The organism is Streptomyces yatensis (assembly GCF_018069625.1).
In the GTDB taxonomy this organism is placed as follows: domain Bacteria; phylum Actinomycetota; class Actinomycetes; order Streptomycetales; family Streptomycetaceae; genus Streptomyces; species Streptomyces yatensis.
The window spans coordinates 7,054,955-7,080,571 of the sequence record NZ_CP072941.1; the positions used below are offsets into that span (position 1 = coordinate 7,054,955).

General features: G+C 70.2%; 23 protein-coding genes and 3 tRNA genes. 21 read left to right on the forward strand and 5 right to left on the reverse strand.

Annotation, left to right across the window (positions count from 1 at the left end; translation table 11 throughout):
- Window positions 1-74 precede the first annotated feature (74 nt).
- Window positions 75-1,064, forward strand: coding sequence for an adenosine deaminase (locus tag J8403_RS29165; protein ID WP_211128483.1), 990 nt, complete (start codon window positions 75-77; stop codon window positions 1,062-1,064).
- Between the two features lie 9 nt (window positions 1,065-1,073).
- On the opposite strand, the gene J8403_RS29170 is transcribed toward J8403_RS29165, so the two are convergent.
- Complete coding sequence (locus J8403_RS29170; RefSeq protein ID WP_211125762.1) at window positions 1,074-3,272, reverse strand: molybdopterin oxidoreductase family protein; 2,199 nt, start codon at window positions 3,270-3,272, stop codon at window positions 1,074-1,076.
- 160 nt (window positions 3,273-3,432) lie between these two features.
- Between J8403_RS29170 and J8403_RS29175 the strand changes: the two genes are divergently transcribed.
- The 5 genes from J8403_RS29175 (at window position 3,433) to J8403_RS44415 (ending at window position 11,145) form a co-directional block, all read left to right on the forward strand.
- Window positions 3,433-4,488, forward strand: coding sequence for a sirohydrochlorin chelatase (locus J8403_RS29175; protein ID WP_246586039.1), 1,056 nt, complete (start codon window positions 3,433-3,435; stop codon window positions 4,486-4,488).
- A complete protein-coding gene (locus J8403_RS29180; protein WP_246586040.1) occupies window positions 4,485-5,846 on the forward strand; it encodes a deoxyguanosinetriphosphate triphosphohydrolase in 1,362 nt (453 codons plus the stop codon). Before J8403_RS29175 ends, J8403_RS29180 begins: the two co-directional genes overlap by 4 nt.
- Window positions 5,847-6,098: 252 nt before the next feature.
- Complete coding sequence (locus J8403_RS29185; protein WP_211125763.1) at window positions 6,099-7,394, forward strand: NAD(P)/FAD-dependent oxidoreductase; 1,296 nt, start codon at window positions 6,099-6,101, stop codon at window positions 7,392-7,394.
- A gap of 119 nt (window positions 7,395-7,513) precedes the next feature.
- A complete protein-coding gene (dnaG, locus tag J8403_RS29190; protein ID WP_211125764.1) occupies window positions 7,514-9,535 on the forward strand; it encodes a DNA primase in 2,022 nt (673 codons plus the stop codon).
- 359 nt (window positions 9,536-9,894) lie between these two features.
- The gene (locus tag J8403_RS44415; protein WP_211125765.1) at window positions 9,895-11,145 is read left to right on the forward strand and encodes an RNA polymerase sigma factor; all 1,251 of its coding nucleotides are present in this window, start codon (window positions 9,895-9,897) and stop codon (window positions 11,143-11,145) included.
- Between the two features lie 46 nt (window positions 11,146-11,191).
- On the opposite strand, the gene J8403_RS29200 is transcribed toward J8403_RS44415, so the two are convergent.
- Both J8403_RS29200 and J8403_RS29205 read right to left on the reverse strand, forming a co-directional pair.
- Window positions 11,192-12,808 (reverse strand): FGGY family carbohydrate kinase, encoded by a 1,617-nt coding sequence (locus J8403_RS29200; protein ID WP_211125766.1) that lies wholly within the window; start codon window positions 12,806-12,808, stop codon window positions 11,192-11,194.
- 25 nt (window positions 12,809-12,833) lie between these two features.
- Window positions 12,834-13,103 (reverse strand): YtxH domain-containing protein, encoded by a 270-nt coding sequence (locus J8403_RS29205; RefSeq protein WP_211128486.1) that lies wholly within the window; start codon window positions 13,101-13,103, stop codon window positions 12,834-12,836.
- 247 nt (window positions 13,104-13,350) lie between these two features.
- Here J8403_RS29205 and J8403_RS29210 point away from each other — a divergent pair.
- The 10 genes from J8403_RS29210 (at window position 13,351) to J8403_RS29265 (ending at window position 19,617) form a co-directional block, all read left to right on the forward strand.
- Window positions 13,351-13,423, forward strand: a tRNA-Asn gene (locus J8403_RS29210).
- A gap of 5 nt (window positions 13,424-13,428) precedes the next feature.
- Window positions 13,429-13,501, forward strand: a tRNA-Asn gene (locus J8403_RS29215).
- A 174-nt stretch (window positions 13,502-13,675) separates the two neighbouring features.
- Window positions 13,676-13,752 (forward strand) — tRNA-Ile (locus J8403_RS29220).
- A 991-nt stretch (window positions 13,753-14,743) separates the two neighbouring features.
- Window positions 14,744-14,962 carry a transposase gene (locus tag J8403_RS44795; protein ID WP_425519907.1) on the forward strand — a complete coding sequence of 73 codons (219 nt, stop codon included), beginning with the start codon at window positions 14,744-14,746 and terminating at the stop codon, window positions 14,960-14,962.
- Window positions 14,963-15,393: 431 nt separating this feature from the next.
- The gene (locus tag J8403_RS29240) at window positions 15,394-16,506 is read left to right on the forward strand and encodes a hypothetical protein (protein ID WP_211125768.1); all 1,113 of its coding nucleotides are present in this window, start codon (window positions 15,394-15,396) and stop codon (window positions 16,504-16,506) included.
- A gap of 237 nt (window positions 16,507-16,743) precedes the next feature.
- The gene (locus J8403_RS29245) at window positions 16,744-17,352 is read left to right on the forward strand and encodes a hypothetical protein (RefSeq protein WP_211125769.1); all 609 of its coding nucleotides are present in this window, start codon (window positions 16,744-16,746) and stop codon (window positions 17,350-17,352) included.
- A 101-nt stretch (window positions 17,353-17,453) separates the two neighbouring features.
- A complete protein-coding gene (locus J8403_RS29250) occupies window positions 17,454-17,870 on the forward strand; it encodes a head decoration protein (protein ID WP_211125770.1) in 417 nt (138 codons plus the stop codon).
- A gap of 41 nt (window positions 17,871-17,911) precedes the next feature.
- Window positions 17,912-18,934 (forward strand): major capsid protein, encoded by a 1,023-nt coding sequence (locus J8403_RS29255; protein WP_246586041.1) that lies wholly within the window; start codon window positions 17,912-17,914, stop codon window positions 18,932-18,934.
- A 5-nt stretch (window positions 18,935-18,939) separates the two neighbouring features.
- Window positions 18,940-19,221 (forward strand): hypothetical protein, encoded by a 282-nt coding sequence (locus J8403_RS29260; protein ID WP_211125772.1) that lies wholly within the window; start codon window positions 18,940-18,942, stop codon window positions 19,219-19,221.
- Between the two features lie 66 nt (window positions 19,222-19,287).
- Complete coding sequence (locus J8403_RS29265) at window positions 19,288-19,617, forward strand: hypothetical protein (protein WP_211125773.1); 330 nt, start codon at window positions 19,288-19,290, stop codon at window positions 19,615-19,617.
- A 37-nt stretch (window positions 19,618-19,654) separates the two neighbouring features.
- Here J8403_RS29265 and J8403_RS29270 read toward each other — a convergent pair whose 3' ends face one another.
- Complete coding sequence (locus J8403_RS29270) at window positions 19,655-20,236, reverse strand: N-acetyltransferase (protein WP_211125774.1); 582 nt, start codon at window positions 20,234-20,236, stop codon at window positions 19,655-19,657.
- The gene (locus tag J8403_RS29275) at window positions 20,233-21,501 is read right to left on the reverse strand and encodes an NsdA family TPR-like regulatory protein (protein ID WP_246586042.1); all 1,269 of its coding nucleotides are present in this window, start codon (window positions 21,499-21,501) and stop codon (window positions 20,233-20,235) included. The genes J8403_RS29270 and J8403_RS29275 overlap by 4 nt, the downstream gene beginning before the upstream one ends.
- Before the next feature lie 217 nt (window positions 21,502-21,718).
- Here J8403_RS29275 and J8403_RS29280 point away from each other — a divergent pair, with 217 nt between their 5' ends.
- The 5 genes from J8403_RS29280 (at window position 21,719) to J8403_RS29300 (ending at window position 25,523) form a co-directional block, all read left to right on the forward strand.
- Entirely contained in the window at window positions 21,719-22,240 is a 522-nt protein-coding gene (locus J8403_RS29280; protein WP_211125775.1) for an ATP-binding protein, read from the forward strand.
- Complete coding sequence (locus J8403_RS29285; protein ID WP_211125776.1) at window positions 22,237-22,656, forward strand: DUF6415 family natural product biosynthesis protein; 420 nt, start codon at window positions 22,237-22,239, stop codon at window positions 22,654-22,656. Before J8403_RS29280 ends, J8403_RS29285 begins: the two co-directional genes overlap by 4 nt.
- Window positions 22,657-23,407: 751 nt before the next feature.
- Window positions 23,408-23,626 carry a hypothetical protein gene (locus J8403_RS29290; RefSeq protein WP_211125777.1) on the forward strand — a complete coding sequence of 73 codons (219 nt, stop codon included), beginning with the start codon at window positions 23,408-23,410 and terminating at the stop codon, window positions 23,624-23,626.
- A 594-nt stretch (window positions 23,627-24,220) separates the two neighbouring features.
- The gene (locus J8403_RS29295; protein ID WP_211125778.1) at window positions 24,221-24,973 is read left to right on the forward strand and encodes a helix-turn-helix domain-containing protein; all 753 of its coding nucleotides are present in this window, start codon (window positions 24,221-24,223) and stop codon (window positions 24,971-24,973) included.
- 109 nt (window positions 24,974-25,082) lie between these two features.
- On the forward strand, window positions 25,083-25,523 hold the full coding sequence (locus J8403_RS29300; protein WP_211125779.1) for a DUF6082 family protein: 441 nt from the start codon (window positions 25,083-25,085) through the stop codon (window positions 25,521-25,523).
- The last annotated feature ends 94 nt before the right edge of the window (window positions 25,524-25,617 follow it).

Consider the following 25,617-nt stretch of genomic DNA (forward strand, 5'->3'; position numbering starts at 1 on the left):
GGGTGATGCATCCGCTCCCGCATAGCCTTGACCAGTCATTCCGCACCGCCGAGGACCAGCAGGTGATCCCCTCCATGCCCCCGATCCCCACCGCAGAGCTCCATCTCCACATCGAGGGCACCCTGGAGCCCGATCTTGCCTTCGCGCTCGCCGAGCGCAACGGGGTCGAGTTGCCGTACGCCACCCAGGAGGAGCTGCGGGCCGCGTACTCCTTCAGCGATCTGCAGGACTTCCTGAACCTCTACTACGCGCTGATGACCGTCCTGCGCACCGAGGACGACTTCGCCGACCTCACCCACGCCTATCTCGCCCGCGCCCGTGAGCAGGGTGTGCGCCATGCCGAGATCTTCTTCGATCCGCAGGCGCACACCGCGCGCGGTGTCGAGATCGACGCGGTCATCCGCGGGATCGGCCGCGCGCTGGACGCGGCGCCGGGGACGTACGGCATCACCACGCGCCTGATCATGTGCTTCCTGCGCGACGAGAGCGCCGAGTCGGCCCTGGAGACGTTCGAGGCGGCCCGCCCTCACCTGGACCGGATCGCCGCCGTCGGCCTGGACTCGGCGGAGGTCGGGAACCCGCCGTCGAAGTTCCGCGAGGTGTACGCGCTCGCGCGGGAGGCCGGGCTGAAGTGTGTCGCGCACGCGGGGGAGGAGGGGCCGCCCGCGTATGTGTGGGAGGCGCTGGACATCCTCGGCGTGGACCGCGTCGACCACGGGGTGCGCTGCCTGGAGGACGAGGCGCTGGTGGCCCGGCTGGTGGCGGACCGGACCCCGCTGACCGTCTGCCCCCTGTCGAACGTCCGGCTGCGCGTCGTGGACCGCCTGGCGGACCATCCGCTGCCCGCGATGCTGGACGCCGGTCTGCTGGTGACGGTCAACTCCGACGACCCCGCCTACTTCGGCGGCTACGTGGCCGACAACTTCACCGCCGTACGGGACGCGCTCGGCCTCGACGAGACCACCCTGCGCACCCTGGCCCGCAACTCCTTCGAGGCCGCCTTCCTGGACGAGGAGACGCGGGCGGCGTACCTGAAGGAGGTCGAGAGCTGGAGCCGGGGCTGACCGGGGCGATCAGCCCTCGGCCAGCTCCAGCCGCACCGCGCACACCTTGAACTCCGGCATCCGCGACACCGGATCCAGCGCCGGGTTCGTCACCGTGTTGGCCCGCCCCGGCCCCGCCCAGTGGAACGGCATGAACACCGTGTCCGGCCGGATGTCCCGGCTGATGCGGGCCGGGGCCACGGCGCGGCCGCGCCGGGAGACCACCGCGATCGGCACGCCCTCGGCCGCCCCGAGCCGCTCGGCGAGCAGCGGATGGAGCTGGACGTAGGGGCCGGGCGCGGCCTCGTTGAGCTCGCTGACCCGCCGGGTCTGGGCGCCCGACTGGTACTGGGCCAGCACCCGGCCCGTCGTCAGCAGCACCGGATAGGCGGCGTCCGGCTCCTCCGCGGCCGGGCGATGGCTCACGGGGGCGAAGCGGGCCCGCCCGTCGTCGGTGGCGAACCGGTCGAGGAACAGCCGCGGCGTACCGGGATGCGGGCCGGGCCGCTCGGCGCCCTCCGAATGGGGCCCCTCGGTGCCCGTACGGGCGCTCTCCTCCGCGCGCTCCGGGCAGGGCCAGAACACCCCGTCCTCCTCCGCGATCCTCCGGTACGTGATGCCCGAGTAGTCCGCCGGGCCCCCGGCCGAGGCCCGCCGCAGCTCCTCGAAGACCTCCTCCGCGTCGGCCGGGAACCCCTTCTCCCAGCCGAGCCGGGCCGCGAGCCCGCCCAGCACCGACAGATCCGTGCGGACGCCCGGCGGCGGGGTGAGGGCCGCCCGGCGGAGGATGACCCTGCCCTCCAGGTTGGTCATGGTCCCGGTCTCCTCGGCCCACTGGGCCACCGGCAGGACCACATCGGCGAGCGCGGCGGTCTCCGAGAGCACGACGTCGGCGACCGCCAGGAAGTCCAGCGATCGCAGCCGGGACTCCACATGGGCCGCGCGCGGGGCGGAGACCAGCGGGTTGGAGCCCATCAGCAGCAGCGCCCGGACGTCCCGTCCGAGCGCGTCCAGGAGCTCGTACGCGCTGCGCCCCGGCCCGGGGAGGGCGTCGGGCTCGACGCCCCATACGGCCGCCACATGGGCGCGCGCGGCCGGGTCGGCCAGCTTGCGGTAGCCGGGCAGCTGATCGGCCTTCTGGCCGTGTTCGCGGCCGCCCTGGCCGTTGCCCTGGCCGGTCAGGCAGCCGTAGCCGGACAGCGGGCGGCCCGCGTGGCCGGTGGCCAGGCACAGGTTGATCCACGCGCCGACGGTATCGGTGCCCTTGGACTGCTGCTCGGGGCCCCGCGCCGTCAGCACCATCGAGTTCTCGGCGTCGCAGAACATCGTGACCGCCTTACGGAGGTCGGGGACGGGGACGCCGGTGATCCGCTCCACCAGCTCCGGCCAGTGGGCCATCGCGGCGGCCCGCGCCTCGGGCCAGCCGCTGGTGCGCCGTTCGACGAACTCCTCGTCCACCCGGCCCTCCGCGACCACCAGGTGCAGCAGCCCCAGCGCGAGCGCGAGATCGGTGCCGGGGCGCGGCGCCAGATGCAGATCCGCCTGCTCCGCCGTACGGGTGCGCCGGGGGTCGACCACGATCAGCCGGCCGCCCGCCTCCTTCAGCTCGGTCAGATAGCGCAGGGCGGGCGGCATGGTCTCGGCCAGGTTCGAGCCGACGAGGACGACGCATCCGGTGCGGGCCACGTCCGCCAGCGGGAACGGCAGCCCGCGGTCCAGACCGAAGGCCCGCTGATGGGCGGCGGCGGCCGAGGACATGCAGAACCGGCCGTTGTAGTCGATCTGCGAGGTGCCGAGCACCACCCGGGCGAACTTCCCCAGCGCGTACGCCTTCTCGTTCGTCAGCCCGCCGCCGCCGAAGACCCCCACCGCGTCCCGGCCGTGCGCCCGGCCGGCGGCCGCCAGGCCCTCGGCGATCCGGTCGAGGGCCTCCTCCCAGGTGGCCGGTTCGAGCCGACCGGAGTCAGGGCGGCGGACCAGCGGCTCGGTCAGACGCACCCGGGAGGAGAGCACAGCGGGCGCGGTGCGGCCCTTACCGCAGAGCGCGCCGCGGTTGACGGGGAAGGCGGTGCGCTCGATGACCTCGACGCCACCCGTCTCCCCATCCGGTGGCACCGGGCGCAGCGTCATCCCGCACTGCAGCGAACAGTAAGGGCAGTGCGTGTCGACGGGTGCGGGGTCGGGGGCGGGGTCGGGGGCGAGGGAGTGCTCCCCGGGAACGTGCGCCATGCCGAGGAGGGTGCTACGGCCGTGTTACGACCCGCGTCGCCCCGGATTACGCCTGCGGGAAGCGGACCTCAGCGCGGTGTCCGGCGGCCGGTGATATCGGCGCAACCACCCGTCACGGCCGCGCAACGGCGGTGCAATCTGCCGCTGCCAGGCTCTGGCCATGACGCCCCACTCCGGTTCTCCTGGCCCCGACAGCACGGCGGACTTCGACAGTGTCCAGCGGCTCATGACCCGGTTCACCGCACAGCTCACCACCCAGCTCGACCGGCTGGGCCACGGCCACCGCCCTGGCGGCCACCCTGGCGGCCATCAGGGCAGCCGCCAGGGTGGCCGCGACCGGCCGCCGACGCTCGTCGCCGTCGCCCACGGCAGCCGGGACCCCGAGGCGCTGCGCACCGTGACCGCACTCCTGGACCGCGTCCGCGCGCTCCGCCCCGGACTGCCCGTACGTCTCGGCCATATCGAGCTCAACCAGCCGCTGCTGACCGACACGCTGGCCGCGCTGCGCGGTGAGGCCGTGCTCGTCCCGCTGCTCCTGAGCCGCGGCTACCACACCAAACAGGACATCCCGGACGCCGTCGCCGCCGCGCCCCACCTCGCCGCCCGGATCGCCGCCCCGCTCGGCCCGGACCCGCTGCTCGCCGAGGCGCTGCACGCCCGGCTGACGGAGGCGGGCCACCGGGCCGGGGCTCCGTACGGCCCGGGCGCGGCGGCTCCGTACGGGACCAGCGCGGCGGCTCCGTACGGGACCGGTGCCGGGGCTCCGTGCGGGACCGGCGCCGGGGCTCCGGACAGGACTGCCGCCGCGGGCGTCGCGGCTCCGCACCGGGTGGGCGTCGTCCTGGCCGCGGCGGGCTCCCGCGACCCGGATGCGGCCGTCGACGTGGCCCGGACCGCCGCCCTGCTCAGCGCCCGGCTCGGCGGTGTGCCCGTCCTGCCCGGCTACGCCTCCGGCTCCGGGCCCACCGTGCCCGAGGCCGTACGGGCCCTGGCCGCCCTCGGCCATGACCGGATCGCCGCCGCCTCCTACTTCACCGCACCCGGCCGCTTCGCCACGCAGTGCGCGAACGCCGTTGAGAACATGAGCGCCACCCCCGGGGTCGCGGCCGCCCCGCTCGGCGCCCATCCGGCGGTGGCGCGTCTCATACTGCGCCGGTACGAACAGACCCTCGCCTTTGCGCCCTTGTCACCCCCGGCGGCTACCGTCGGTGTATGAGTCGCAGCGCACCACCTGATCCGGATCCGGCCCCTCCGACCGGTGCCCCCGAGGCCGACATCGGCCACGTGCCCGGTTACGCCCCGGCGGACCTCGAGCGCTGGGCGTCCGAGCCCGACAAGCGGCCGGGCCGGACCGCCTTCCAGCGGGACCGGGCGCGGGTGCTGCACTCCGCCGCGCTGCGCAGGCTGGCCGGGAAGACCCAGGTGGTGTCCGCCGCACCGGCCGCCGACCCCGGCCCTGCCGGGCGCGCCCTGGCCTTCGACGCCACGCCCCGCACCCGGCTGACCCACTCCCTGGAGTGCGCCCAGGTGGGCCGTGAGCTGGGGGCCGCCCTCGGCTGCGACCCGGATCTGGTGGAGACCGCCTGCCTCGCCCATGACCTCGGCCATCCGCCGTTCGGGCACAACGGCGAGCGGGTGCTCAACAAGATCGCCGAGCCCTGCGGCGGCTTCGAGGGAAACGCGCAGTCGCTGCGGCTGCTGGCCCGGCTCGAACCGAAGCGGTTCATCCCCGGCCCGGAGGCCGGTGAGCCGGTGAGCGTCGGCCTCAACCTCACCCGCGCCGCGCTGGACGCCGCCACCAAGTACCCCTGGCCGCGCGGCGGCCATCCGTACAGCCCCCGCTCCCCGAAGTTCGGGGTCTACGAGGACGACCTCCCGATCTTCGCGTGGTTCCGGCAGGGCGCCCCCGAGGGCCGTAAGACCTTCGAGGCCCAGGTCATGGACTGGGCCGACGATGTCGCCTACTCGGTGCACGACGTCGAGGACGGGCTGCACGCGGGCCATCTCGACCCCGAGAGCCTGCTCGCCGAGCCCGAGCGCCGCGAGGTCTTCGCCGTCGCCGCCGATCGCTACGCCCCGGGGGCCGAGCCCGGCGAGCTGGCCGAGGCGCTGGACCGGCTGCTGGGCCAGGAGTGGTGGCCGCATCGCTACGACGGCTCGTCGGTCGCCCAGGCCCGTCTCAAGGACGCCACCAGCCAGCTCATCGGCCGCTTCTGCCTGGCCGCCGAGGGCGCCACCCGCGCGGCGTACGGCACGGGCCGCTTCACCCGCTACCACGCCGAGCTGGTCGTCCCCCGCGCCGCCCGCCTGGAGTGCGCGGTCCTCAAGGCGGTCGCCGACCGGTATGTCATCCAGCGCGCCGACCAGGAGCTGGTCCGGGCCGATCAGCGCGTCGTCATCGCCGAGCTGGGCGAGGCCCTGATCGCCCGCGCCCCCGTCGGCCTGGACCCCCAGTTCCGCGCGCTCTTCGACGCGGCCGGGGACGACCGGGGCCGGCTGCGGGCGATCGTCGACCAGATCGCCTCCCTGACCGACACCTCGGCCCGGTGGCTCCATGCCCGGCTCACCTCGTGATCCGCCGCCCGCCGGATCCGGCTTGCGTGCACACGTCCGGCGTACGGGCCCTTCCGGACGCACGCGCGGTGCGGGAGGCTCCCCTGTGACAGAGCTTTCGGCACAGCTTTCGGCACAGCTTTCGGGCACAAATTCCCGGCACAGCCATGGGCGCAGCATGTGGCACCGCTTTCGGAGCACGACCTGACGCGACCGGGGTAAGGCACTCATAGAGGCACTGCTCGGCACTGCTCGGCAGCGAGGAGGACACAAGTGGTCGACGCACACCAGACATTCGTCATCGTCGGAGGGGGGCTGGCCGGGGCGAAAGCCGCGGAAACCCTGCGAGCGGAGGGCTTCACCGGGCGGGTGATCCTCATCGGTGACGAGCGCGACCACCCCTATGAACGGCCCCCGCTGTCCAAGGGCTTCCTCACCGGCAGCCAGGAGCGCGACAGCGTCTTCGTCCACGAGCCCGCCTGGTACGCCCAGGCCGATATCGAGCTCCACCTCGGCCTGCCCGCCGTCCACCTGGACCGCGCCGCCAAGGCCGTGACCCTGGGCGACGGCACCCGGGTCCACTACGACCGGCTGCTGCTGGCCACCGGCGCCGAGCCGCGCCGTCTCGACATCCCCGGCACCGATCTGGCCGGGGTCCACCATCTGCGCCGGCTCGCCCACGCCGAGCGGCTCAAGGGCGTCCTGACGACCCTCGGCCGGGACAACGGCCAGCTGGTCATCGCGGGCGCCGGCTGGATCGGCCTCGAAGTCGCGGCCGCCGCCCGCGGCTACGGCGCCGAGGTGACCATCGTCGAGCCCGAGCCCACCCCGCTCCACCCCGTCCTCGGCCCCGAGCTGGGCGCCCTCTTCGCCGACCTCCACGGCGAGCACGGGGTCCGCTTCCACTTCGGTGGCCGCCTTACCGAGATCACCGGCCAGGACGGCATGGTGCTGGCCGCCCTCACCGACGACGGCGAGGAGCACCCCGCCCACAGCGTCCTGGCCGCCATCGGAGCCGCCCCGCGCACCGCCCTCGCCGAGGCCGCGGGCCTGGAGGTGGTGGACCGCGCGGCGGGCGGCGGCATCGCGGTCGACACCTCGCTGCGCACCAGCGACCCCGACATCTTCGCCGCGGGCGACGTCGCCGCCGCCCCGCTCGGCTTCCTCGAGGGCACCCCCGTACGGGCCGCGCTGCCGCAGAGCGCCCGGCTGCGCGTCGAGCACTGGGCCAACGCGCTGAACGGCGGCCCGGCGGCGGCCCGCGCCATGCTCGGCCAGGACGTCGCGTACGACCGGGTGCCGTACTTCTTCTCCGACCAGTACGACGTCGGCCTGGAGTACTCCGGCTACGCCCCGCCCGGCTCATACGACCAGGTGCTGGTGCGCGGCGACGTCGGCAAGCGGCAGTTCATCGCCTTCTGGCTGAACGACGGCCGGCTCCTCGCGGGTATGAACGTCAACGTCTGGGACGTCACCGAATCGATCCAACGGCTCATCCGCGGCGGCGACCAGCTCGACACCGTGGCCCTGGCCGACCCGTCCGTCCCGCTGACCTCGCTGCTCCCGTAGGCCCTGGGGCACGCTCCCGTAGGCCCTCGGGCACGCTCCCGTAGGCCCCCGAGCACGCTCCCGCCGGGGTACGGCAGGCGACGGACAGCCATGTCGGACCCCGGCCGTAGAATTCGGGCGTGGCAGGCAGGATCAACGATGACGACGTGAAGGCGGTGCGGGCAGCGGTCCCGATCGACGCCGTCGTGTCCGAATACCTCCAGCTGCGCAACGCGGGGGGTGGCAATCTCAAGGGCCTGTGCCCCTTCCATGACGAGAAGTCCCCGTCCTTCCAGGTCAGCCCCAGCAAGGGGCTCTACTACTGCTTCGGCTGCCAGGCGGGCGGCGACACCGTCGACTTCGTCATGAAGATCGACCACCTCTCCTTCGCCGAGACGATCGAGCGGCTGGCCTCCCAGGCCGGCATCACCCTGCGCTACGAGGAGGGCGGCTACACCCCCGGCCGCCAGCAGGGGGAGCGCACCCGGCTGGTCGAGGCCCATAAGGCGGCCGCGCAGTTCTATGTGGAGCAGCTGGAGCGCCCCGAGGCGGAGATCGGCCGCACCTTCCTGGCCGAGCGCGGCTTCGACCAGGCCGCCGCGCAGCACTTCGGCGTCGGCTACAGCCCGGCCGGCTGGGACCACCTCGTCCGCTTTCTGCGCGGCCGCGGCTTCACCGACAAGGAGCTGATCCTCTCCGGGCTCGTCCAGGAGGGCCGGCGCGGCCCCATCGACCGCTTCCGGGGCCGCCTGATGTGGCCGATCCGGGACATCTCCGGCGAGGTCGTCGGCTTCGGCGCCCGCAAGCTGCGCGACGACGACAACGGCCCGAAGTACCTCAACACCCCCGAGACCCCGCTCTACCGCAAGTCCCAGGTCCTCTACGGCATCGACCTCGCCAAGAAGGACATCGCCAAGGCCAGCCGCGCGGTGGTGGTCGAGGGCTATACGGACGTCATGGCCTGCCATCTCGCGGGGGTCACCACCGCCATCGCCACCTGCGGTACCGCCTTCGGCGGCGACCACATCAAGATCCTCCGACGGCTCCTTATGGACAACGCGGGCGCGGAGGTCGTCTTCACCTTCGACGGCGACGCGGCCGGGCAGAAGGCGGCCCTGCGCGCCTTCGAGGACGACCAGCGGTTCGCCGCCGAGACCTCCATCGCGATCACGCCCGACGGGATGGACCCGTGCGAACTGCGCCTGGCCCGCGGCGACGAGGCCGTGGCGTCCCTGGTCGACAGCCGTACGCCGCTGTTCGCCTTCGCGCTGAAGTCGATCGTCTCCCGGTACAACCTGGACACCGAGGAGGGGCGCATCGCCGCCGTCGACGAGGCGGTGCCGGTCGTCGCGGCGATCAAGAACCCCGGGCTGCGGGACCGCTATGCGATCCGGCTGATCGGGATGGTCGGCATCGCCACCCAGGCGGAGGAGCAGTCGATCATCCGCCGGGTGCGCGGGCTGGCCCGCAGCAGGCAGAACGGCGGCCCGGGCGGCCCCGAGCACGGTGGCCGCGGCGATCAGCGCGGCGGCGGCCTGGGCGGGTCCCGGTACGGCGGCGGCCGCGGTGACCAGCGGGGCGGCGGCCATGGCGGCCCAGGTGGGCAGGGCGGGCAAGGTGGCCATGGCGGGCCCGGCGGCGGCCCTGGTGCCGGCGGCGCGCCGCCGGTCCCGCGCGGTCCCGCGCTGAATCTGCGCAGCCCCGCCCACCGCGTCGAGCGCGAGCTGCTCAAGCTGGCGCTTCAGCATCCGGACCTGGTCTCCCCGGCCTTCGACGCCTACGGCATCGACGAGTTCACCGCCCCGCCGTACGCGGCGGTGCGCCGCGCCATCGAGGACGCGGGCGGTACGGCCGCCGCGGACGCCGACTATCTCGCCCGGGTCCGGGAGGTGGCGCCCGACGACACGGTCCGGGCGATGGTCACCGAGCTCGCCGTCGAGCCGCCGCACACCCGCCGCGACCCGGACGAGGTGTACGCGGGCGTGCAGTTGGTGGCCGTCCGGCTGGCCGCGGTGAATCAGCGCGTGACCGAGGTGCGGGGCGCCCTCCAGCGCCTGGGGCAGCATGCGGACCCCGCCCATCTCGCCGCCGTGCAGAACGAGCTGTGGGTGCTGCAGCAGTACGGCCAGTCCCTCCGGGACCGGGGCGCGGCGGCCCTGTAGGCCGAGCGGGCGCTCGGCGCAGCGAGGTCGGTGAGGGCGGCAGGGGGCCGATGGATGGGTTCCGGCCAGCCCGTTCATGGCTCGGCGGGCGGGCCGGAGGGGGCGCTGTAGCCGCCGGGTAGTCGTACGGTCACGGGCCGCTGAGCAAAAAGTGCTCGCACGCCCCTCGTGGCGGGCCTGTGTCGTACTCCACACTGGGGTGCGGTGCCTGAGTCCTCGGAGCGCGGCGGTGTTGGTCAGGTAGGGCCGGAATCCCCCGCAGATCCGCTCATGATGTACGGGACGGACGGCGGCGCGGCCGCCGTGCCGTGCCCGATCGTTCTGCCCCCTCAGCAGCGATCACCCTGGAGGTCGCCCCCGTGCAGACCCAGACCCTCACCGACGCGGCCCTCGCGGCCTCGCCGCACCCCGTGTCCGCCCGCCCGCCCGGCGTCGCACCGGTAGCGCCGGCCGTGCCCGAGGACCCGGCGGACCTCGCCCCGGAGGGTGCACCGGAGAGCGACCAGGACGCCGCACCGGACGCCATGGCCGACCTGGCCGCCGGCCCCGACTCCAACTCCGATTCCGACTCCGCTCCCGACTCCGGCCCCGAAGCGGAATCCGTCGAGCCGGTCGAGCCCGTCGAGAGCGCCGATACCGTCGTAGAGCCCGTCGAACCGATCGAACCGATCGAGCCGCCCGCCCGCGCCGACACCAGTGGCCCCTCCGCCGACCTCTTCCGCCAGTACCTCCGCGAGATCGGGCGGATACCGCTGCTCTCCGCGGTCGAGGAGGTCGAGCTGGCCCGCCGGGTCGAGGCGGGCCTCTTCGCCGAGGAGAAGCTCGGCAACACCCCCGACCTCGACTCCCAACTCGCCGTGGACCTCGACCGGTTGGTGGTCCTGGGCCGGATGGCCAAGCGCCGCCTGATCGAGGCCAACCTCCGCCTCGTCGTCTCCGTCGCCAAGCGCTATATCGGCCGCGGCCTGACCATGCTCGACCTGGTCCAGGAGGGCAATCTCGGCCTGATCCGCGCGGTCGAGAAGTTCGACTACGCCCGCGGGTACAAGTTCTCGACGTACGCCACGTGGTGGATCCGTCAGGCCATGTCCCGCGCCCTGGCCGACCAGGCCCGGACGATCCGGGTCCCGGTGCACGTCGTCGAGCTGATCAACCGGGTGGTCCGGGTCCAGCGCCGGATGCTCCAGGAGCGCGGCTACGAACCCACCCCCGAGGAGGTCGCCGCCCATCTCGACCTCCTCCCGGAGCGGGTGAGCGAGGTGCTGCGGCTGGCCCAGGAGCCGGTCTCGCTCCACGCGCCGGTGGGCGAGGAGGACGATGTGGCCCTCGGTGACCTCATCGAGGACGGCGACGCGGCCTCACCCGTGGAGTCCGCGGCATTCCTGCTGCTCCGCGAGCACCTGGAGGCCGTGCTGTCGACGCTCGGCGAGCGCGAACGCAAGGTGGTGCAGCTGCGGTACGGACTGGCCGACGGCCGCCCCCGCACGCTGGAGGAGATCGGCCGGATCTTCGGGGTGACGCGGGAGCGGATCCGTCAGATCGAGTCGAAGACGCTCAACAAGCTCCGCGACCACGCCTTCGCCGATCAGCTCCGCGGCTATCTGGACTAGCGATCCGGGCACCGGCCCCGCGTCCCGAGACTCCAGGGCCCGGGCCTCACATGGCCCCGTAACCTCCGGGCGCCCCATGGTCATGACCGCCCCCGGACTCGTACCCACCGGTCTCGTACGCACCGGACTCGAACCCCCCGGCCTCGTACCCGCCGGTCTCGAACCCACTGCCTGCCGCATGGCCGACGGTCTCCTGGACTCCCGTCTCGATGGCTCCGGGCCCGACGGCTCCGGGCTCGAAGGCCCCGGGGTGGGTCTGCTCGCGCACCGCCACGTACTGCTGCCGCACCGCCTGTCCCACCGGCAGCTCCTCGCCCGGTTCGAAGACCTGGCTCGCCGCGGCCGGCCAGCGCGGCGGCTCGTGCGGGGACTGGGTGCCGTGCGAGACGCCCAGCGCCCACGCGGCCTGGCGGGCCGCGCCCAGGGCGGCGTAGTCGGCGGGCTGGGGCACCACGACCTGCACCCCCAGCAGCGCGGGCGCGATCGCGCGGACGGCCTGCAGATCGGCCGCGGGCCCGAGCAGGAAGACGCGCCGCACCTGGACGCCGCGCCCGCGCAGCACGTCCAGCGCGTCCGCGAGCCCGCACAGCATGCCCTCGAACGAGGCCCGCGCCAGATGTTCGGGCTTCATCGACTCGCGCCGCAGCCCGGTCAGCGTGCCGGCCGTATGCGGCAGATGTGGGGTCCGCTCACCCTCCAAATAGGGCAGCAGCACCAGTCCGTACGACCCCGGGGTGGACTTCATCGCGAGCGCGGAGAGCCCGTCGAGATCCGTACCGAGCAGCTCCGCCGTACCGCGCAGCGTCCGTACCGCGTTGAGCGTATGCACCACCGGCAGATGCATCCCGGTGGCGTCCGCGTACGAGAGGATCGTGCCGGTCGGATCGGCCAGCGCCTCGTGGTGGATGGAGAAGACCGAGCCGGAGGCCCCCAGGGAGATCACCGCGTCGCCGGCCCCGACCCCGAGCCCGAAGGCGGCGGCCATGGTCTCGCCCGTACCGGCGGAGATCAGCAGCCCCTCGGGGGTGTGCCCGGCGGCGTCGGCCGGGCCGATGACCTCCGGCAGCCGCACCTGGTGACCGAGGGCCAGCTGGACCAGGTCCGGGCGCCAGGACCCGTTCGCCGCCGACCAGTAGCCGCTGCTGGAGGCCGTGCCGCGGTCGGTCGTCCGCCGCACCGGCCGCCCCAGCAGCTGCCAGACCAGCCAGTCGTGCGGCTGCATCAGCTCGGCCACGCGGTGCGCCGAGTCCGGCTCGCTCCGCGCCAGCCAGCGCAGCTTGGCCACCGGCTGGGAGGCGGTCGGCACGGCGCCGACCGCCTGGGCCCACGCGGTGCGGCCGCCGAGCGCCTCGGTGAGGTCGGCGGCCGCGGACTGGGCGCGCTTGTCGTTGCCCATCAGCGCGGGGCGCACCAGCACCCCGCCCGCGTCCAGCGCCAGCAGCCCGTGCTGCTGCGCCGAGACGCCGATGGCCTGGACCCCTTCGAGCAGCCCGCCCTCGGCGGCCTCGCCGAGGGACATCAGCCACGCCTGCGGATCCACATCGCCGCTGCCGCCGACCGGGTGCGGGGCGTACCCCTGTTTGATCACGGCACCCGTATCGGTGTCACAGACGACGATTCGTGTGCTCTCGGACGAACTGTCCAACCCGGCGACTATCCCCATGGATCAGATCATGCCACCGCCGCGGTCAGGTGTTGCTGGTGCCCCAGTCGTCCTCGCCCACCGCGCGGGCGTCGCGCTGCCCGATCTTCTCGCGCAGTGGCCGGACCTTGTCCAGCGCGCGCACGGCGGCCACTCGGCCTCCTTGCGCGGCCGACTCGGCGGTATTGCGGACGGCTGGATTCCGCGCGAACTTCTGCGCACAGGCGCGCAACTGCTCGTACCGCTCATGGCCTGCTCGCGTGCCCAGCACGTAACCCACAGCCATCCCAGTGATGAACGTCAGCCGGTAGCGCATCGACCTGCCCTTCTCGCTGTCCTTCACGTCCGGACCCCGGGGTCGTGCTGCGCGCCTACCCGCCCGCGCCGCAGATCACCCACGATCACGTAGAAGATCATCCCTGGATCGGCCGCGGATCGCCCGAGGGCGGACGCGGCGAACCGATTGGCGGAGCACCCCCCTGCTTGCGCTAATGTATGTGTCGCAGCGAGCGCACGCCGTCCGGGAGCCCCGGGCGGGGTCACGGTCGCGGCACACGGAGCAATCCCCTGTAGCTCAATTGGCAGAGCAGCCGGCTGTTAACCGGCAGGTTACTGGTTCGAGTCCAGTCGGGGGAGCTCGGTCCCCTGTAGCTCAATTGGCAGAGCATTCGGCTGTTAACCGGAGGGTTACTGGTTCGAGTCCAGTCGGGGGAGCAGTGAGGAGGACCCCTCGAGGGGTCCTTTTTCATTTCCGGGCCCCTGTGGACGTGATCTACGCCATGATCGAAGCCAGGGGGGCTCCCACCACCGGCCCTTCGAAGCAGCAGATCGTATGAGCGGCTATGCTGCGGCAGACGGCGCGCGCGGATGTGTACGACGCGCCGTTACGGGGCGGTAGCTCAGCCGGTTAGAGCAGCGGACTCATAATCCGTCGGCCGTGGGTTCGAGTCCCACCCGCCCCACCAGGGCACTACGCGGGCAGACCCATCCTGACCTGCGCAGACATAGGAACGGGAGTCGCCGCGCCGACGCGGGGACTCCCGTTCATCCGTTTAGAGCAAGATCAAGTGGCCCTACAGTGGCCCGAACGGCCCACCAGTGGCCCAGGTGATGTCCGCAGGTGACTACGCGGCCTTCCGGGATCGTCGTGAAGCGCGCCTATCGGCGCGGCCTCGTGAGCTGCCGGGGCGGGTGCTGGGGCCGGCGGACGGGCCCCATTGGGACACGTCCGGCCCATCCGGTCGGGCGATGAAGAAGCGGAGCAGCGCGAAGTGCGGCCGCTGGTCCTCCGGGTACTGATCGCTCAGGTTCTGGATCCGAAGGATCTCCAGTTCGCGGTCGGCGCAGTGGCCCCGGACCCACTTAAGGGCGGCGTCGGCGGCGTGCTCCTGGCCCCGGCCGACAGTGCGGATCTAGCCGAGCAGGGGGCAGTGGGGCCCGGTCTGTGCCCCGACGACCCACGTGTTTTCGGTGTCGCGGGCGGCGTGGGCGAAGATGACGGCGACGTCGCCTTGGAACGCCTCATTGGAGATCTCCGACGGACCGAGGGGCGGTGTTGGAGGAGGTCGTCAAGGCGTACGGGGGCGGGGTGCTGTCGTTGGAGACGGCGGTGGCGATGTTGGTTGAAGCGGGCTACCCGATCAAGGATGCGGTGGAGGAAGTGGAGCGCATCCGCGCGAAGGCTCAGGAGGAGGCAGCAGCACGGATGGCGGAGGCAGTGGCCCGCCGCGGGGATGTGGATGAAGAGTCGGGGGACGGGGAGGAGCCGAGGCGCGACGCCGGTGGAGGCGGAGAGCCGTCGAGGAGCAGCGGCGGGCGGCCTGTGCCATTCGGGTTCGCGTCTGCCAGCGGGCGGCACCAGGCTTTGTCGCCAAAGGGCGATCTTGCGCGACGGACCGCAGTTGGGTAATACAGCGTCACGAATTGTCCGCTGCCTAGCGGGAGTTCGTTCGGCCGCTGTTGCCAACCTCATTGCATGGGCGTAAGCGGCTGGGCGACCGGAGGCTTCTTAACGGAATCGTGTGGAAGTTCCGTACGCGTACGGCCTGGCGGGACGTGCTCGAGCGGTTCGGGTCGTGGGCCACGCTTCACACTCGGTTCTGGCACTGGGCCAAGCACCTTCAAACGGATGCTCCGGGCCACCCAAGTACAGGCGGACGGGGCTGGCGACCTTGAATGGCTGGTCTCGGTCGACTCCACCGTGGTGCGTGGCCATCAGCACGCTGCCGGGGCCCGAAGAAAGGGGCGCAGCCCCCTCCGACGTTCCAGAGGCGGCCTGACCGGCAAGAACCACCTCGCGGAGTTTCAACCGGCTCAAGCAAGGGCGCGGTACCGCGACCCGATATAACAAGACGCCCGAGTCCTACCAGACAGCTGTCACCCTCGCCTCGCTCCTGATGTGGGCGTAAGATGCGGCAACAACTCCTAGGGGAACCAGCGCGGTTGGCCGGGAAGGTGCGGACGTGCTTCAGTCGCTCCTCATCTTCTTGACCCAAGTTGACTACTGTCGCAACAAGTTGACGAGGAACCCCCTACATGACTGGGGTGACGTTACACCCCGGGCGCAAAGCCACTTGCGTGGGCCGCAAAGGCAGCTGTGAGGTGTGATGTCGGATTTCCCGCCCAAGACGACGCTCAGTCCGGCCGAACTCTCCGAACTGGTCGATTTCCTGGACGACTACACCACGAATATCCTCGGTGCCTTGAGCATGGGAATCGGGTCTCTCGCAAGCGTGTTGACTCCCTCGGCGGTGACGTGGCCGCATGCGTTCCCGAAGATCGACAGGTCGACCGCAGAGGAGATGGTGCCGGAGCTTCGGTCCTTGCGGAAGTCCGTCTACCATGCCGGGCGTGCCGCGCTCGATCTCCCAGACGACCTCGTGCGGGCAGCCGAGGTCGGGCGTCAAGTACTGGAGAAGCTGCACGGGGTCCCGGTGACGTTGTCCGGTGAGGAACGTCGGCGGGTCCCGAGCGTCACCCAGCAGGGCGGGCCGCGGAGTACCGACAACAGCGTGGTTGGTGGAACGCATCGGAACTTGATTCAAGCGGGCAGCATCGCCGGCGGCGTTCACGTTCACCCGACCGTGGGCGACGATGTCGGCGACATGGAGAACCCGATCGTCGTCGGCGTGGAAATCCACCCACGCGAGTGGCACGCGGACCTCGTCGTGGACGCCTCCCCGCCCCGTCCCATGGCGCCGAGCGGCAGCGTGTACGTAGTGACGCTGCAGGCGCGGACCACGCGAGCGGTGATCCTGCACCGGGCCCGGTCCGTGATCGTTTCTCGCCGCCAACCACGACGGGCGTGCTATCGAGCCCACATTCGCGGCCCTCTGGAGCCGAGGAAGTTCTCCCTCGACCTTGAGGCGGGCCAACCGGAGTTAAGGCCCGAGGGGGTGGATTTTCCCCTGACGATCAGTTCCGTCGATCCGGAGCAACTCTGGATCGAGCCGGCGGTGGGTGCTGAAGAGGTTGGCTGGCGGCTGGAGATCGACTGGACCTGCCTCGATCATCACGGAACAGCCGTTATCGACTATGGCGGCGATCCGTTCGAGACGTATCCTCCTGAAGTCCTGTTCACGGAAGGGGGTGCATCCTCCCGGCTCCGCACCGGCTGCAGTCTCATCCAACATGAGCCGGACTGCCCTGCGCTGCACCTGCCGCATGACGTTAGGCCCTCCGTCTACGGTCCTGTGGCGCCGCATCGGGCACACGGCTGACCTAGCGAGCGATCGAACGCCAGGCGTCGTGGGGTAGACGGAAGTTTGACGACAGGACTTAGTCGTCGGACGGTAAGCGGTAGTGCTGTCGGCGGCCATGGCTAGACTGATCGACAGCGTGGGGCGCGCACCTGGAGGAGTTGTATGGTCCGGCCCCTGCCGCCGCGCCACCCTGTCGGTTTTCGCCGTGACGGGCGGCCAATCTTTCCGATTCTCGGGGCCTCGTCTGAGGACGAGGTGAACGACCGCCTGGACGACGCCGAGGAAGGCGGCCAGGAACAGCAGGTCACCGTCACCCAGGACCGCTTGGGCAAGATGCTCACGCGGGAAAAGGCTCAGGGGGAACGTGCTGCGATCAAGCGGCTGCTCTCGACTCTGAGGTTCGATACGCCGAAGGCCCTGACGGAGTTCGTCACCGTGCAGCGGGAGGCTGAGCAGGCCGCGCTGTCGGAAGTCGAGCGTCGGGAGCGGGCGGCGGCCGAGCGGGAGTTGCAGGCCGCACGACGTGAGGAGCTGGCCGCCGAGCGGGAGCGTGAGGCGATTCGCCGGGCGGCGCTGGTGGCGCTGGGCGCGGAAGGCGACGACCTTACCGATGCTGAGCGGCTGCTGGCTGTCGATGACGAGGATGCCGACGAGGCGCAGATCCAGGCGGCGGCCGAGGCCCTGCGCTCGCGGCGGCCGGAGTTGTTCGGCGAGGTGCGGAGTCTGGTGCCAGCGGCCCCGGCGGGCGCTCCGGCCGGACGAGGCCCGTCGCGGACAGCGCCCCCGCAGAAGCCGGGCACCGCTGGGCTGGAGATGGCCCGTCGCCGTGGCCTGATACCCGAGTTCAGCGACGCCACGAGCTGATCGGAAGCACGCACAGGGGACCACGCCCCTTCTCCCCGTGGACGGCACTGCCCTGGAGGGCGGTGTGCGGAAGCCGACCGCATCGTCCATGGAGACAGAGCATGTCCATTCAGCCCGTTGAGTCCTCGCAGTACCTGACCGCCAACCGGGAGTGGCTGGCGTCGCTGCACGGCACCGACCAGACCGACACGATCACCCTCGACCTGCCGCTGTTCACCGAAGGAGTCCACTACCAGTGCGGGGAGTGCTGCGACCCGTACGGCCGGGTCTTCTCGGGTGTGCCGGTCGGTAAGGTCACCGAGTCGGGCCTGTACGGGCCCTACGACCCGGAGGCGCACTGCGGCCGCCAGGTGCTCCGCGGCTTCGTGATCGCCGAGGCGCCGTTCGCGCCGGGGCAGACACGGGTTCCGGCCGCACTGCTGTGGCACGGGGCGGTCAAGGCGTCCAAGGTGCCCGGCGGTATCGACCTGTCGCAGCTGACCTGGCACCCGCGGGCGGCGCTGATCCGGTTCGTGTGAGCGGGGCCTGACCTGTGTCGATTCAGGACCTGTTGAAAGACGTGGGCGTTGTCGACCTGACAGCGTTCGCGCGGGCGATCCCTTCTCCGAAGGACTTCCTTCTCACACAGAAGATCTTCCCCACGCTGGTGCTGCGGGAGGTCAAGTGGCGGGTGAAGGACTCGGGCCGGTACGTGAACGTGGCGAAGTACCGGGCGTACAACGCGAGCGTGCCGTTCGCCACCCGTGAGGCGTGGCAGACCTCCCGTGAGGGGGCGCTGCCCGCGCTGGGGCAGAAGCTGATGGTCTCCGAGCAGGAGCAGATCCTGCTGGAAGCCTCGCACGGCTCGGATCAGGACCGGCTGATCGAGCTGCTGTACGACGACGTCGAGCGGCACGTGGAGGCGATCCAGTCACGCCTGGAGATGGCGGCTGGCGACGTGCTGGCCGACGGGAAGTTCTCGCTGGTGCAGGAGAACGGGCTGACGCTGGAGGTCGACTGGAACGTCCCCGCGGCGAACATGCCGGTCGCGCAGCGGCCGTGGTGGGACCCGGAGTCGGATCCGATCGCGGATGAGCTGCGGTGGATCCAGCACCTGGACGACGTCGGCGCGCCGGAACCGGAGCTGGTGGTCACCAGCCGGAAGGCGTTCTCCTACCTGGCGGCGAACGACTCCTACCGGGCTGCCTACTACGGGTCGGTGAACCCGTCCACGACGCCGACGGCGACGCTCACCCCGCAGCAGATCAACGTGGTGCGCGGCAACTATTCGCTGCCGCCGATCACCTTCTACAAGGCGCAGGTGAGGGTGGACGGCAAGCCACGCAAGGTGCTGCCGGACGACCTGTGGTGCCTGATCCCGCCGGACCGGGAGAAGTGGGCCCAGACCCAGATCGGGGTGACGGCCGAGGCGCTGGTGCTCTCGCGGGGCACGAACCCGGAGATCATCCGCGAGGACGCGCCGGGCATCATCATCACCCGCGGGGTCCAGGATGATCCGGTGCAGATCTACACCAAGGGCGCGGCGGTCGGTATGCCGGTCATGCACACCCCGGACGCGCACATCGTGGCGAAGGTCCTGTGATGCCGGTGTCTCGACTGAAAGCGGCCGTGTACGTGCAGGACCCGGCCACGCGGGAGGAGCTGATTCTCCTGCCCGGCGAGGAGCCCGAACCGCGCCTCGCTGGCCTGGTGACCCACCCCGACGCGTGGGAAGTTCCGCCCGAGGGGCGCGGGTCGCTGCCGATCGCGGTCGGCGAGCCGGACCCGACCGCAGAGAAGACGGTCGACCCGGAGCCGGAGGGCGCCGGCGGAGGCAGTTCGAAGAAGTCGCCGCCACGCCGCTCGCGATCTGCTTCGGCGTCGCCGTGAGCTGCGGCCCGCCACCGGGAACGCCTCGGTGGCGGGCCGCTCCCGTACAAGAGGAAGGGCACGCTGGTGGATGAGTTCCAGCGATCGTGGCTGCTGGCGCAGCTCGGACCGGACACGGACCCGGCCGACCTGGAGCGCCGGTTCTTCCGGCTGCGATCGGCTCGTGCGGTGGCGCTGGAGGTGCTGGGGGAGCGGCGAGCGAAGCTGCTTGCCGACCCGTTGAAGGTCACCGTCGACGGCGTCGTGACCATGGATCTGCAGGAGAATCTGCGTGGCATCGAGCGGCAGATCGACGGCGTACGTCGGGCTCCGGCTCCTGATGACCCTCGGGAAGAAGGTGAGGAGAAGAACACCCTGGTGACGTCAGCCATGGTGCCGTCGCGCCGCTACCGGTAATGGCTGGCTGCGGCAGCTCAGGCAGCTGACGAATGGGTCATGTCTCGGTCGGGACACTGAGCGGATCGCGGACCATGGTCGCGAACACGGGGGAGTTGGAAAAGGGCTGTTGCTCGCCGACGTCCTGGTATCCCCAGGACTCGTATACCGCCTTTAGCCGCCCATCGGAGCGAGTGGGATCGACCAAGAGCGTCGCGCGCTTCTCCATGCGCTCGGCGAGAAGCGTCTCGTGCAGCACGCGGGAAGTGCCTGCCCCCGCTGTACCCCGCCACCGCTTGCGGACGAGGATCTCGTTGACGGCGAATGTGCGGCTGCCCGTCTCCTGCGTGAAGTCCTCTGGCGCGGGCTGCCGCATGCTGGACCACCACAGTGAATCAGGGCCCAGCGGCACGCCGAAGACGTAGCCGACTGGCTCCTCTCCGTTGTAGCCGATCACGGCCTCCCATCCGTCTCGGGAGGCGTATCTGGTCAGACGCTCATCAAACAGGTCCACAGCGTTGAAGGGATCTTCCATGAGCCCGACCTCGGTACGGACCTCCACGTGGATGTCAAGAAACAGTTGCCGGTACGTCTCGACCTCGCTGGTACGGACGAGCGTCAGGGCAGCAGCTTCAGTCATGCGACCACCGTTCGGTAGTGGGCCTGCCAGTCGCGGGCCTCGGAGTTATCGGGATCGAGGGCGGTGACCTGCTGGGCGAAGCGGTCCAGGAGCTTGCGGACGCGGGCGTGCCTCACCAGTTCGTCGGAGATGCCCTGCGCTGTGGCGACAGCCTGTTCGGGCTCGTTCTGGCCGAGTTGCGCGACAGCAAGGTGCGCGCGCACCAGGGCACTATTGCGCTTCAGGTCCGGCCGCAAGTACGCGAGGCTGCGGTGGGCATGTTTTTCAGCGTCAGGCCAATGCCGTAGGTGGACATGCGCAAGCATCGCGAGATGATCGAGTTCAGCTTGGTCGTAGAACTCGATCCAGGTCGGACGGTGCCTGTGCGGGTCGGCGCGGTCAAGTGCCTTCTGCGCCAAGTCCAGGTAGCGCATGGTGTTCCTGGCGTCCCCGAGCTCGGCGTGGTTCACCGCGAGACGGGCCATGGCTAGCGAGGCAAACAGCGGGTCGCGCCGGGTGATGACAGATGCCTGGGCCCTTTGGGCCGCTGCCAATGCATCGGTGGGGCGCTTGAGGTGCTGGAAAAGGATCGAGCCATGGTTCCATACCCGGAACTGGGTGCCCTGGTCGCCGGACAGACCAGCGAGGCGTATGGTCCGGTCCAGATTAATCTGGGCGGAGTCCAGACGGCGTCCGTCGATGGCGGCCCACATGGCGCTGTTGGAGAAGGCTGCGCCGAGGATATACAGCTCGGAGCGAATGCGCGTCGACGCGGAGTGCTCCTGCTGGAGGGAGATGACCTCGTTGGTGAGGTCAGCGGCGCGCCGCTCTAGTCCCGGGGTGCCGCCGTATTGGTTCTCTGCACTGGTCCAAGCTGCGAGTTCCGCCTTCAATTTCTCCACGTCGTTGGAGCTGAGGCGCTGACGGCGCTGTTCACCAGCGGGCGATTTGGGCAACGAGACGCCTGCTGCAGTGGCGGCGGCAAGGAAGGCGCGGCGATACACGGGGTCCTCTTCCGGAGCAGGGCTTTGGGGGTTCTTGCCCCTCGGGGCGAACCCTAACTCCGGCGCCGTGTGACCTGTGATTGTCTGGAGAGCCATTCGCAGCTTGCCGTGTGGCCATCGAACCTCGCCGTTCAGCAGCTTGAAGACGTGTCGTTTGCTGACAGTGCCGTATGTCCCCGTCAGCGTGCCGATGGCGTCATTGACGAGGTCGGCAAGCTCCTCCGCGCTCAACTTGTGCGTATGCATCCACGCCGCGAGCTGTTCGTTCCGTGTCTCCGGCATGACCCTACGTTAGGGCGCGCGCCTACACCCAGGGTAAAGAGATAGTCAAAATGGCACTGCTCTGGCGAGCAGCATCTGTGCAACTTGGCATCAACAAAAGGGCATTCGTAGCGGTTACCTGGGTGCGTGGACGCCGGGAAGACCGCGTCGCGTGACGAACCGCGGCCCCCTCCGGCGTTCGGCGGCATATCCGTCCGACTCACGAGGAGCTGGCTTGATGAGGCCCGCAGCCGTCAACGCCTTCACCAAGCGGGGGAGGCAGGACTGCTCCTCGCTTGGCACCCCGGAGATGTCGGACAACGGCGATGCGATGAGGGTCCGCTTCGAAGTCGCCAAGCGTGGCCCACGCGACCAGCTACCTGAGGCTGACGCCCGCCGCGTCAAGGAGATGCGGTACCTGGCCAAAGCCTGCCTGGAGCACTGGGGGCTGGCTGACATGTCGGATGACGTGGTCCTGGCTGTCTCCGAGCTGGTCACGAACGCGATCCTGCACAGCCACGGGACGGAGATCACCCTCGTGATCGGCCTCCAGGATGACGACCTATTACGTATCTCTGTCCACGACGAGACGCCATGGCTGCCCGTCATCCGGCGTGTCGACGGCGACGCTGAGAGCGGCCGGGGACTCCAGCTCGTCGAGTGGATGACGACCGCACATAACGGCGCGTGGGGAACCAGCGACGGAGGCGCAACTACTTGGTGCACCTTCTCGATCGCCGCCGAGAGGGGGCGCTGGTGAGCGGCAAAGTGATCGTTGTGTGCGGGATCGGGGGGCTATCGAGGCTCGAGCCCGAAGCCTCCACTCTGTTGCGTGTCCTGCACGGATTGCGGGGTTGGGACCCGCTTGATGGGCACCAAGTCCTTGAGGATTTGGCCAACGTCTTGGACAGCCAGGCGCCTGAAGAGCATGAGCTCGATGAGCTCGACAGGCGCCTACGTGTCACCGTGCGGCAACTCGCAAACATCGCGCTGGCGACAGACCAGCAACAACAGTCGGTTGCGGAGTTGATCGAGTGGGCCCACCTCTTGTGCTCCGAAGTGAGACCCGGTGGCTACTGGCAGGCAGTCGGCCAACTTCGTCGGCTGGGGTGGCTAACCAGCGCGCTCCTGGAGCAACTGCCGAAGGTTGCCGCCCAGCTTGAAAGCGCCGCCTGATGAGCGCAGAAGTCGCCATGTCGCTTCCATGACTGCACCTTGCTGACCGCGCTAACCGGACCCACGTCTGGTGGGGGCTGGCCGCCGCCCCTGCTCCAACTGCCAGGAAGGGAGGGGCGGCGGCTACACCAGGCGTGACGCGAACCCACTACTCCCTCTTCGGCGACTTATTCCCGTTCCCCCGCGGAGTCTCAAGACCGCCGAAGAGGGGCTTTACCCACGAAGAGCGACCTCCGAAAGGACTGAACACATGCGTCGGGACCAGTGGCCGTCGACCCCCTGGCTGCCGCCGGACTGCCCCAGCACTGCCGTTCGGCGTCCACGACCGCCTCAGTACTTCGCGGGCACTGAGCGCGTGCCGTACATCGCTCCGTGGACAGGAGAAAACGCGCCCTTGGGCGCGATCACGACGCGACACCGCCGCGGCGGCGTGGGAATCGGTTACGCGGACGAGTACGGGATCGCCGATCGTCGGCGGGGCGCGCTATGGATCAGAGTCCCCGTCAAGCGCGGGGCCGGCGCGCCACTGCTCGGCCGTGTTCACGCTTTGCGCCAGCGGCAGGCGATGGCTCACATGCTGTGTCAGTACTGCGGCCGACCCGCTGATGACCGATCCGATGGACGGTATGTCTTCTTGCTGCAGGCGGCGGTCGGCAGGCTGATCACGGATGGAGAAAGGACCGCCACGCCGCCTGCGTGCGGTGGCTGTGTCGCTGAAGCGGTACGGGGCCGGTCCTTACGGAGCGGGTATGTGGCGGTGCTGGTGGAGGACGTCACCGCCTGGGGGGTGGCCGGGATCGTGTACACGCCCGATCCCGTCAAGCCCGTGCCCAGCACCGCCGAGCAGTTCACGCTCGTGGCGTACGACGACCCGCGACTGCCTTGGACGCTCGCCTGCCGCGAAGTGGTCGCCCTACACGGTTGCACGGTCGTGGACCTTGCATACCTGCCCGAACAGATCGCCGCCTGAGCCGTCAATTTCCCCGCCATAGCACCCATAGGTATCGCAATTGGAAAGGGTCACTGTGACCGAATCCTCAGGCCGTTTGAGGCTGTCTGATCGTGAGCGCGAGGCCCTACGGCTCACTGCGATTGGTATGACTCCGGCAGAAGCGGCCACGGAAATGGGGGTGTGTACCTCCAGGGTGAACCGCTGCTTGAGATACGTCGCAGCAAAGCTCCACTCACCTGAGAGGCCGGGTGCCGTGCACAGGGCTTACATGCTGAGGGAAATCTCCCCGCCCGAGTTAATCGATGATGGGGGCATTGTGCTCTGTGCGGGGCAGCACGAAGTTCTCTGCGGCTTGGCGGGTGGTCAGGATCTGGAGTGGATTGCTGCGAACAGCGGGATCTGGGCGGATGAGATCCGCAGAGATGTGCTTGAGCTGATGGCCCTGGTGGGCGCCAAAACACTGGCACATCTTGTCCATCGTGGCTGGGAGCTCGGCTTACTCGGTCCGGCACGGGATGAAGCAACCAGCTCCAGAAGTTTTGGCCCGGGGCCCACTCCGCACTCTGTCTCGCGATTCTGCTAAGGGAGATAATGACGATTACTGCTCCGAGTATGCTGCCGAGCAGCGTCGGCGTACTCAACAAGATTTCCGCGATTCTCTCTGTGCTGGAAAAGGGACCGGCGTGCCTCCCGGCGGTGGTTTCAGAAACCGGCTTGACGCGTCCCACGGTGCACCGGCTCGTTCTCGCCATGCAGGAACTGGGCCTGGTCGAAGCCGACCAGCAGGGCCAGTACATCATCGGTCCCAGGCTGACCCGCCTGGCAATGGCGGCGCATCACGCCATCGCGGATCGTGAACTGCGGCGGGAACTCAGCGCACTGCGGGCCACAACTGGCGCAAGTGTGCGTCTTCATCAGCGGTATGGCGATCAGCGGATCTGCGTCGCCGAGGCCCTACGACTCAAGACGGCTACCGGTGAGGGCAATTCAGCCAGGGCAATAGCGAATGCAGACCCTGTCTCGCGTGTCTTCCTCGCATGGCGGCGGCTCAGTCGGGGGCACGAGACTCGGGACGATGCCCTTGCTTGCTCCCGCATACGGCACCGCGGCTGGGTACAGGGCGCCGACGAGGACGGCCTGGTCCTGGCGGTGGCGGTGTGCGGCCGCGATGGAGACCTGGCGGCCGTCCTGTCCCTATCCAGCCCCTCTCGGCAGACACGCCGCGAAGCCTCGTACGGCCGTGAGGTGATCAAGGGCGCGATGGAGGCTGCCGCCCGTATCTGCAGCCGTCTCCCTATCAAGGGGGCAACCGCTCTGGTCGATGAGCGGGACCACGGCCCGCAGGTCAGATCGGCCTCCGTCTAGTGCCCCGCTCGGGGCCTCGGTCGACATTGGTCCCGGTGCCCCGAGCGGCACCAATCTCCCGGCACGACGTCTCGTGCCGGGCTCACGAAGTCCCTACGAAAGGTGTGGGATGAAGACCTCATACGTCGTTCTCGCCGCCGCGTTCGGCATTGCGCGTCTTGTGCAGTCTGAGAGGCAGAACCGGCAGCGGCTCGCCCTTCATGCCGAGGAGATACATCAGGAGCTGATAACCGAGGCGCTGTCCAACCCCGCGCTGCGGGCGATGTGGACAGCCCCGGGCAAGCTGCCCGACGAGGAGTACACGAAGATCCTGCACTGCAACCGGCTGATCTCTTTCCTTTCGGCCAAGTTCCGGGCCGGGCTGCTCGATACGGCCTCCTTACGGGTCCAGGCGCGATGGGTGATGGCACGCCAAGTCGGCCGGACGTATTGGGCGGTGCTCGGGAGCTTCCGTGAGGAGGAGGCGGTGGACCGCGTCGACCGCGCCTTCAACACGATCATGGCCACGGAGCACGCAGCCATGGTGGCCGTTGACGCGATGGCCACCTGACCGAATGCCCTGTGCTGTCGCGAACCGGTACGGCCGGGCTGGCGCTCGGTCCCGTGGCGGCCCTCGACGGCTGCTCCTTGGTGAGGCAAGGGGC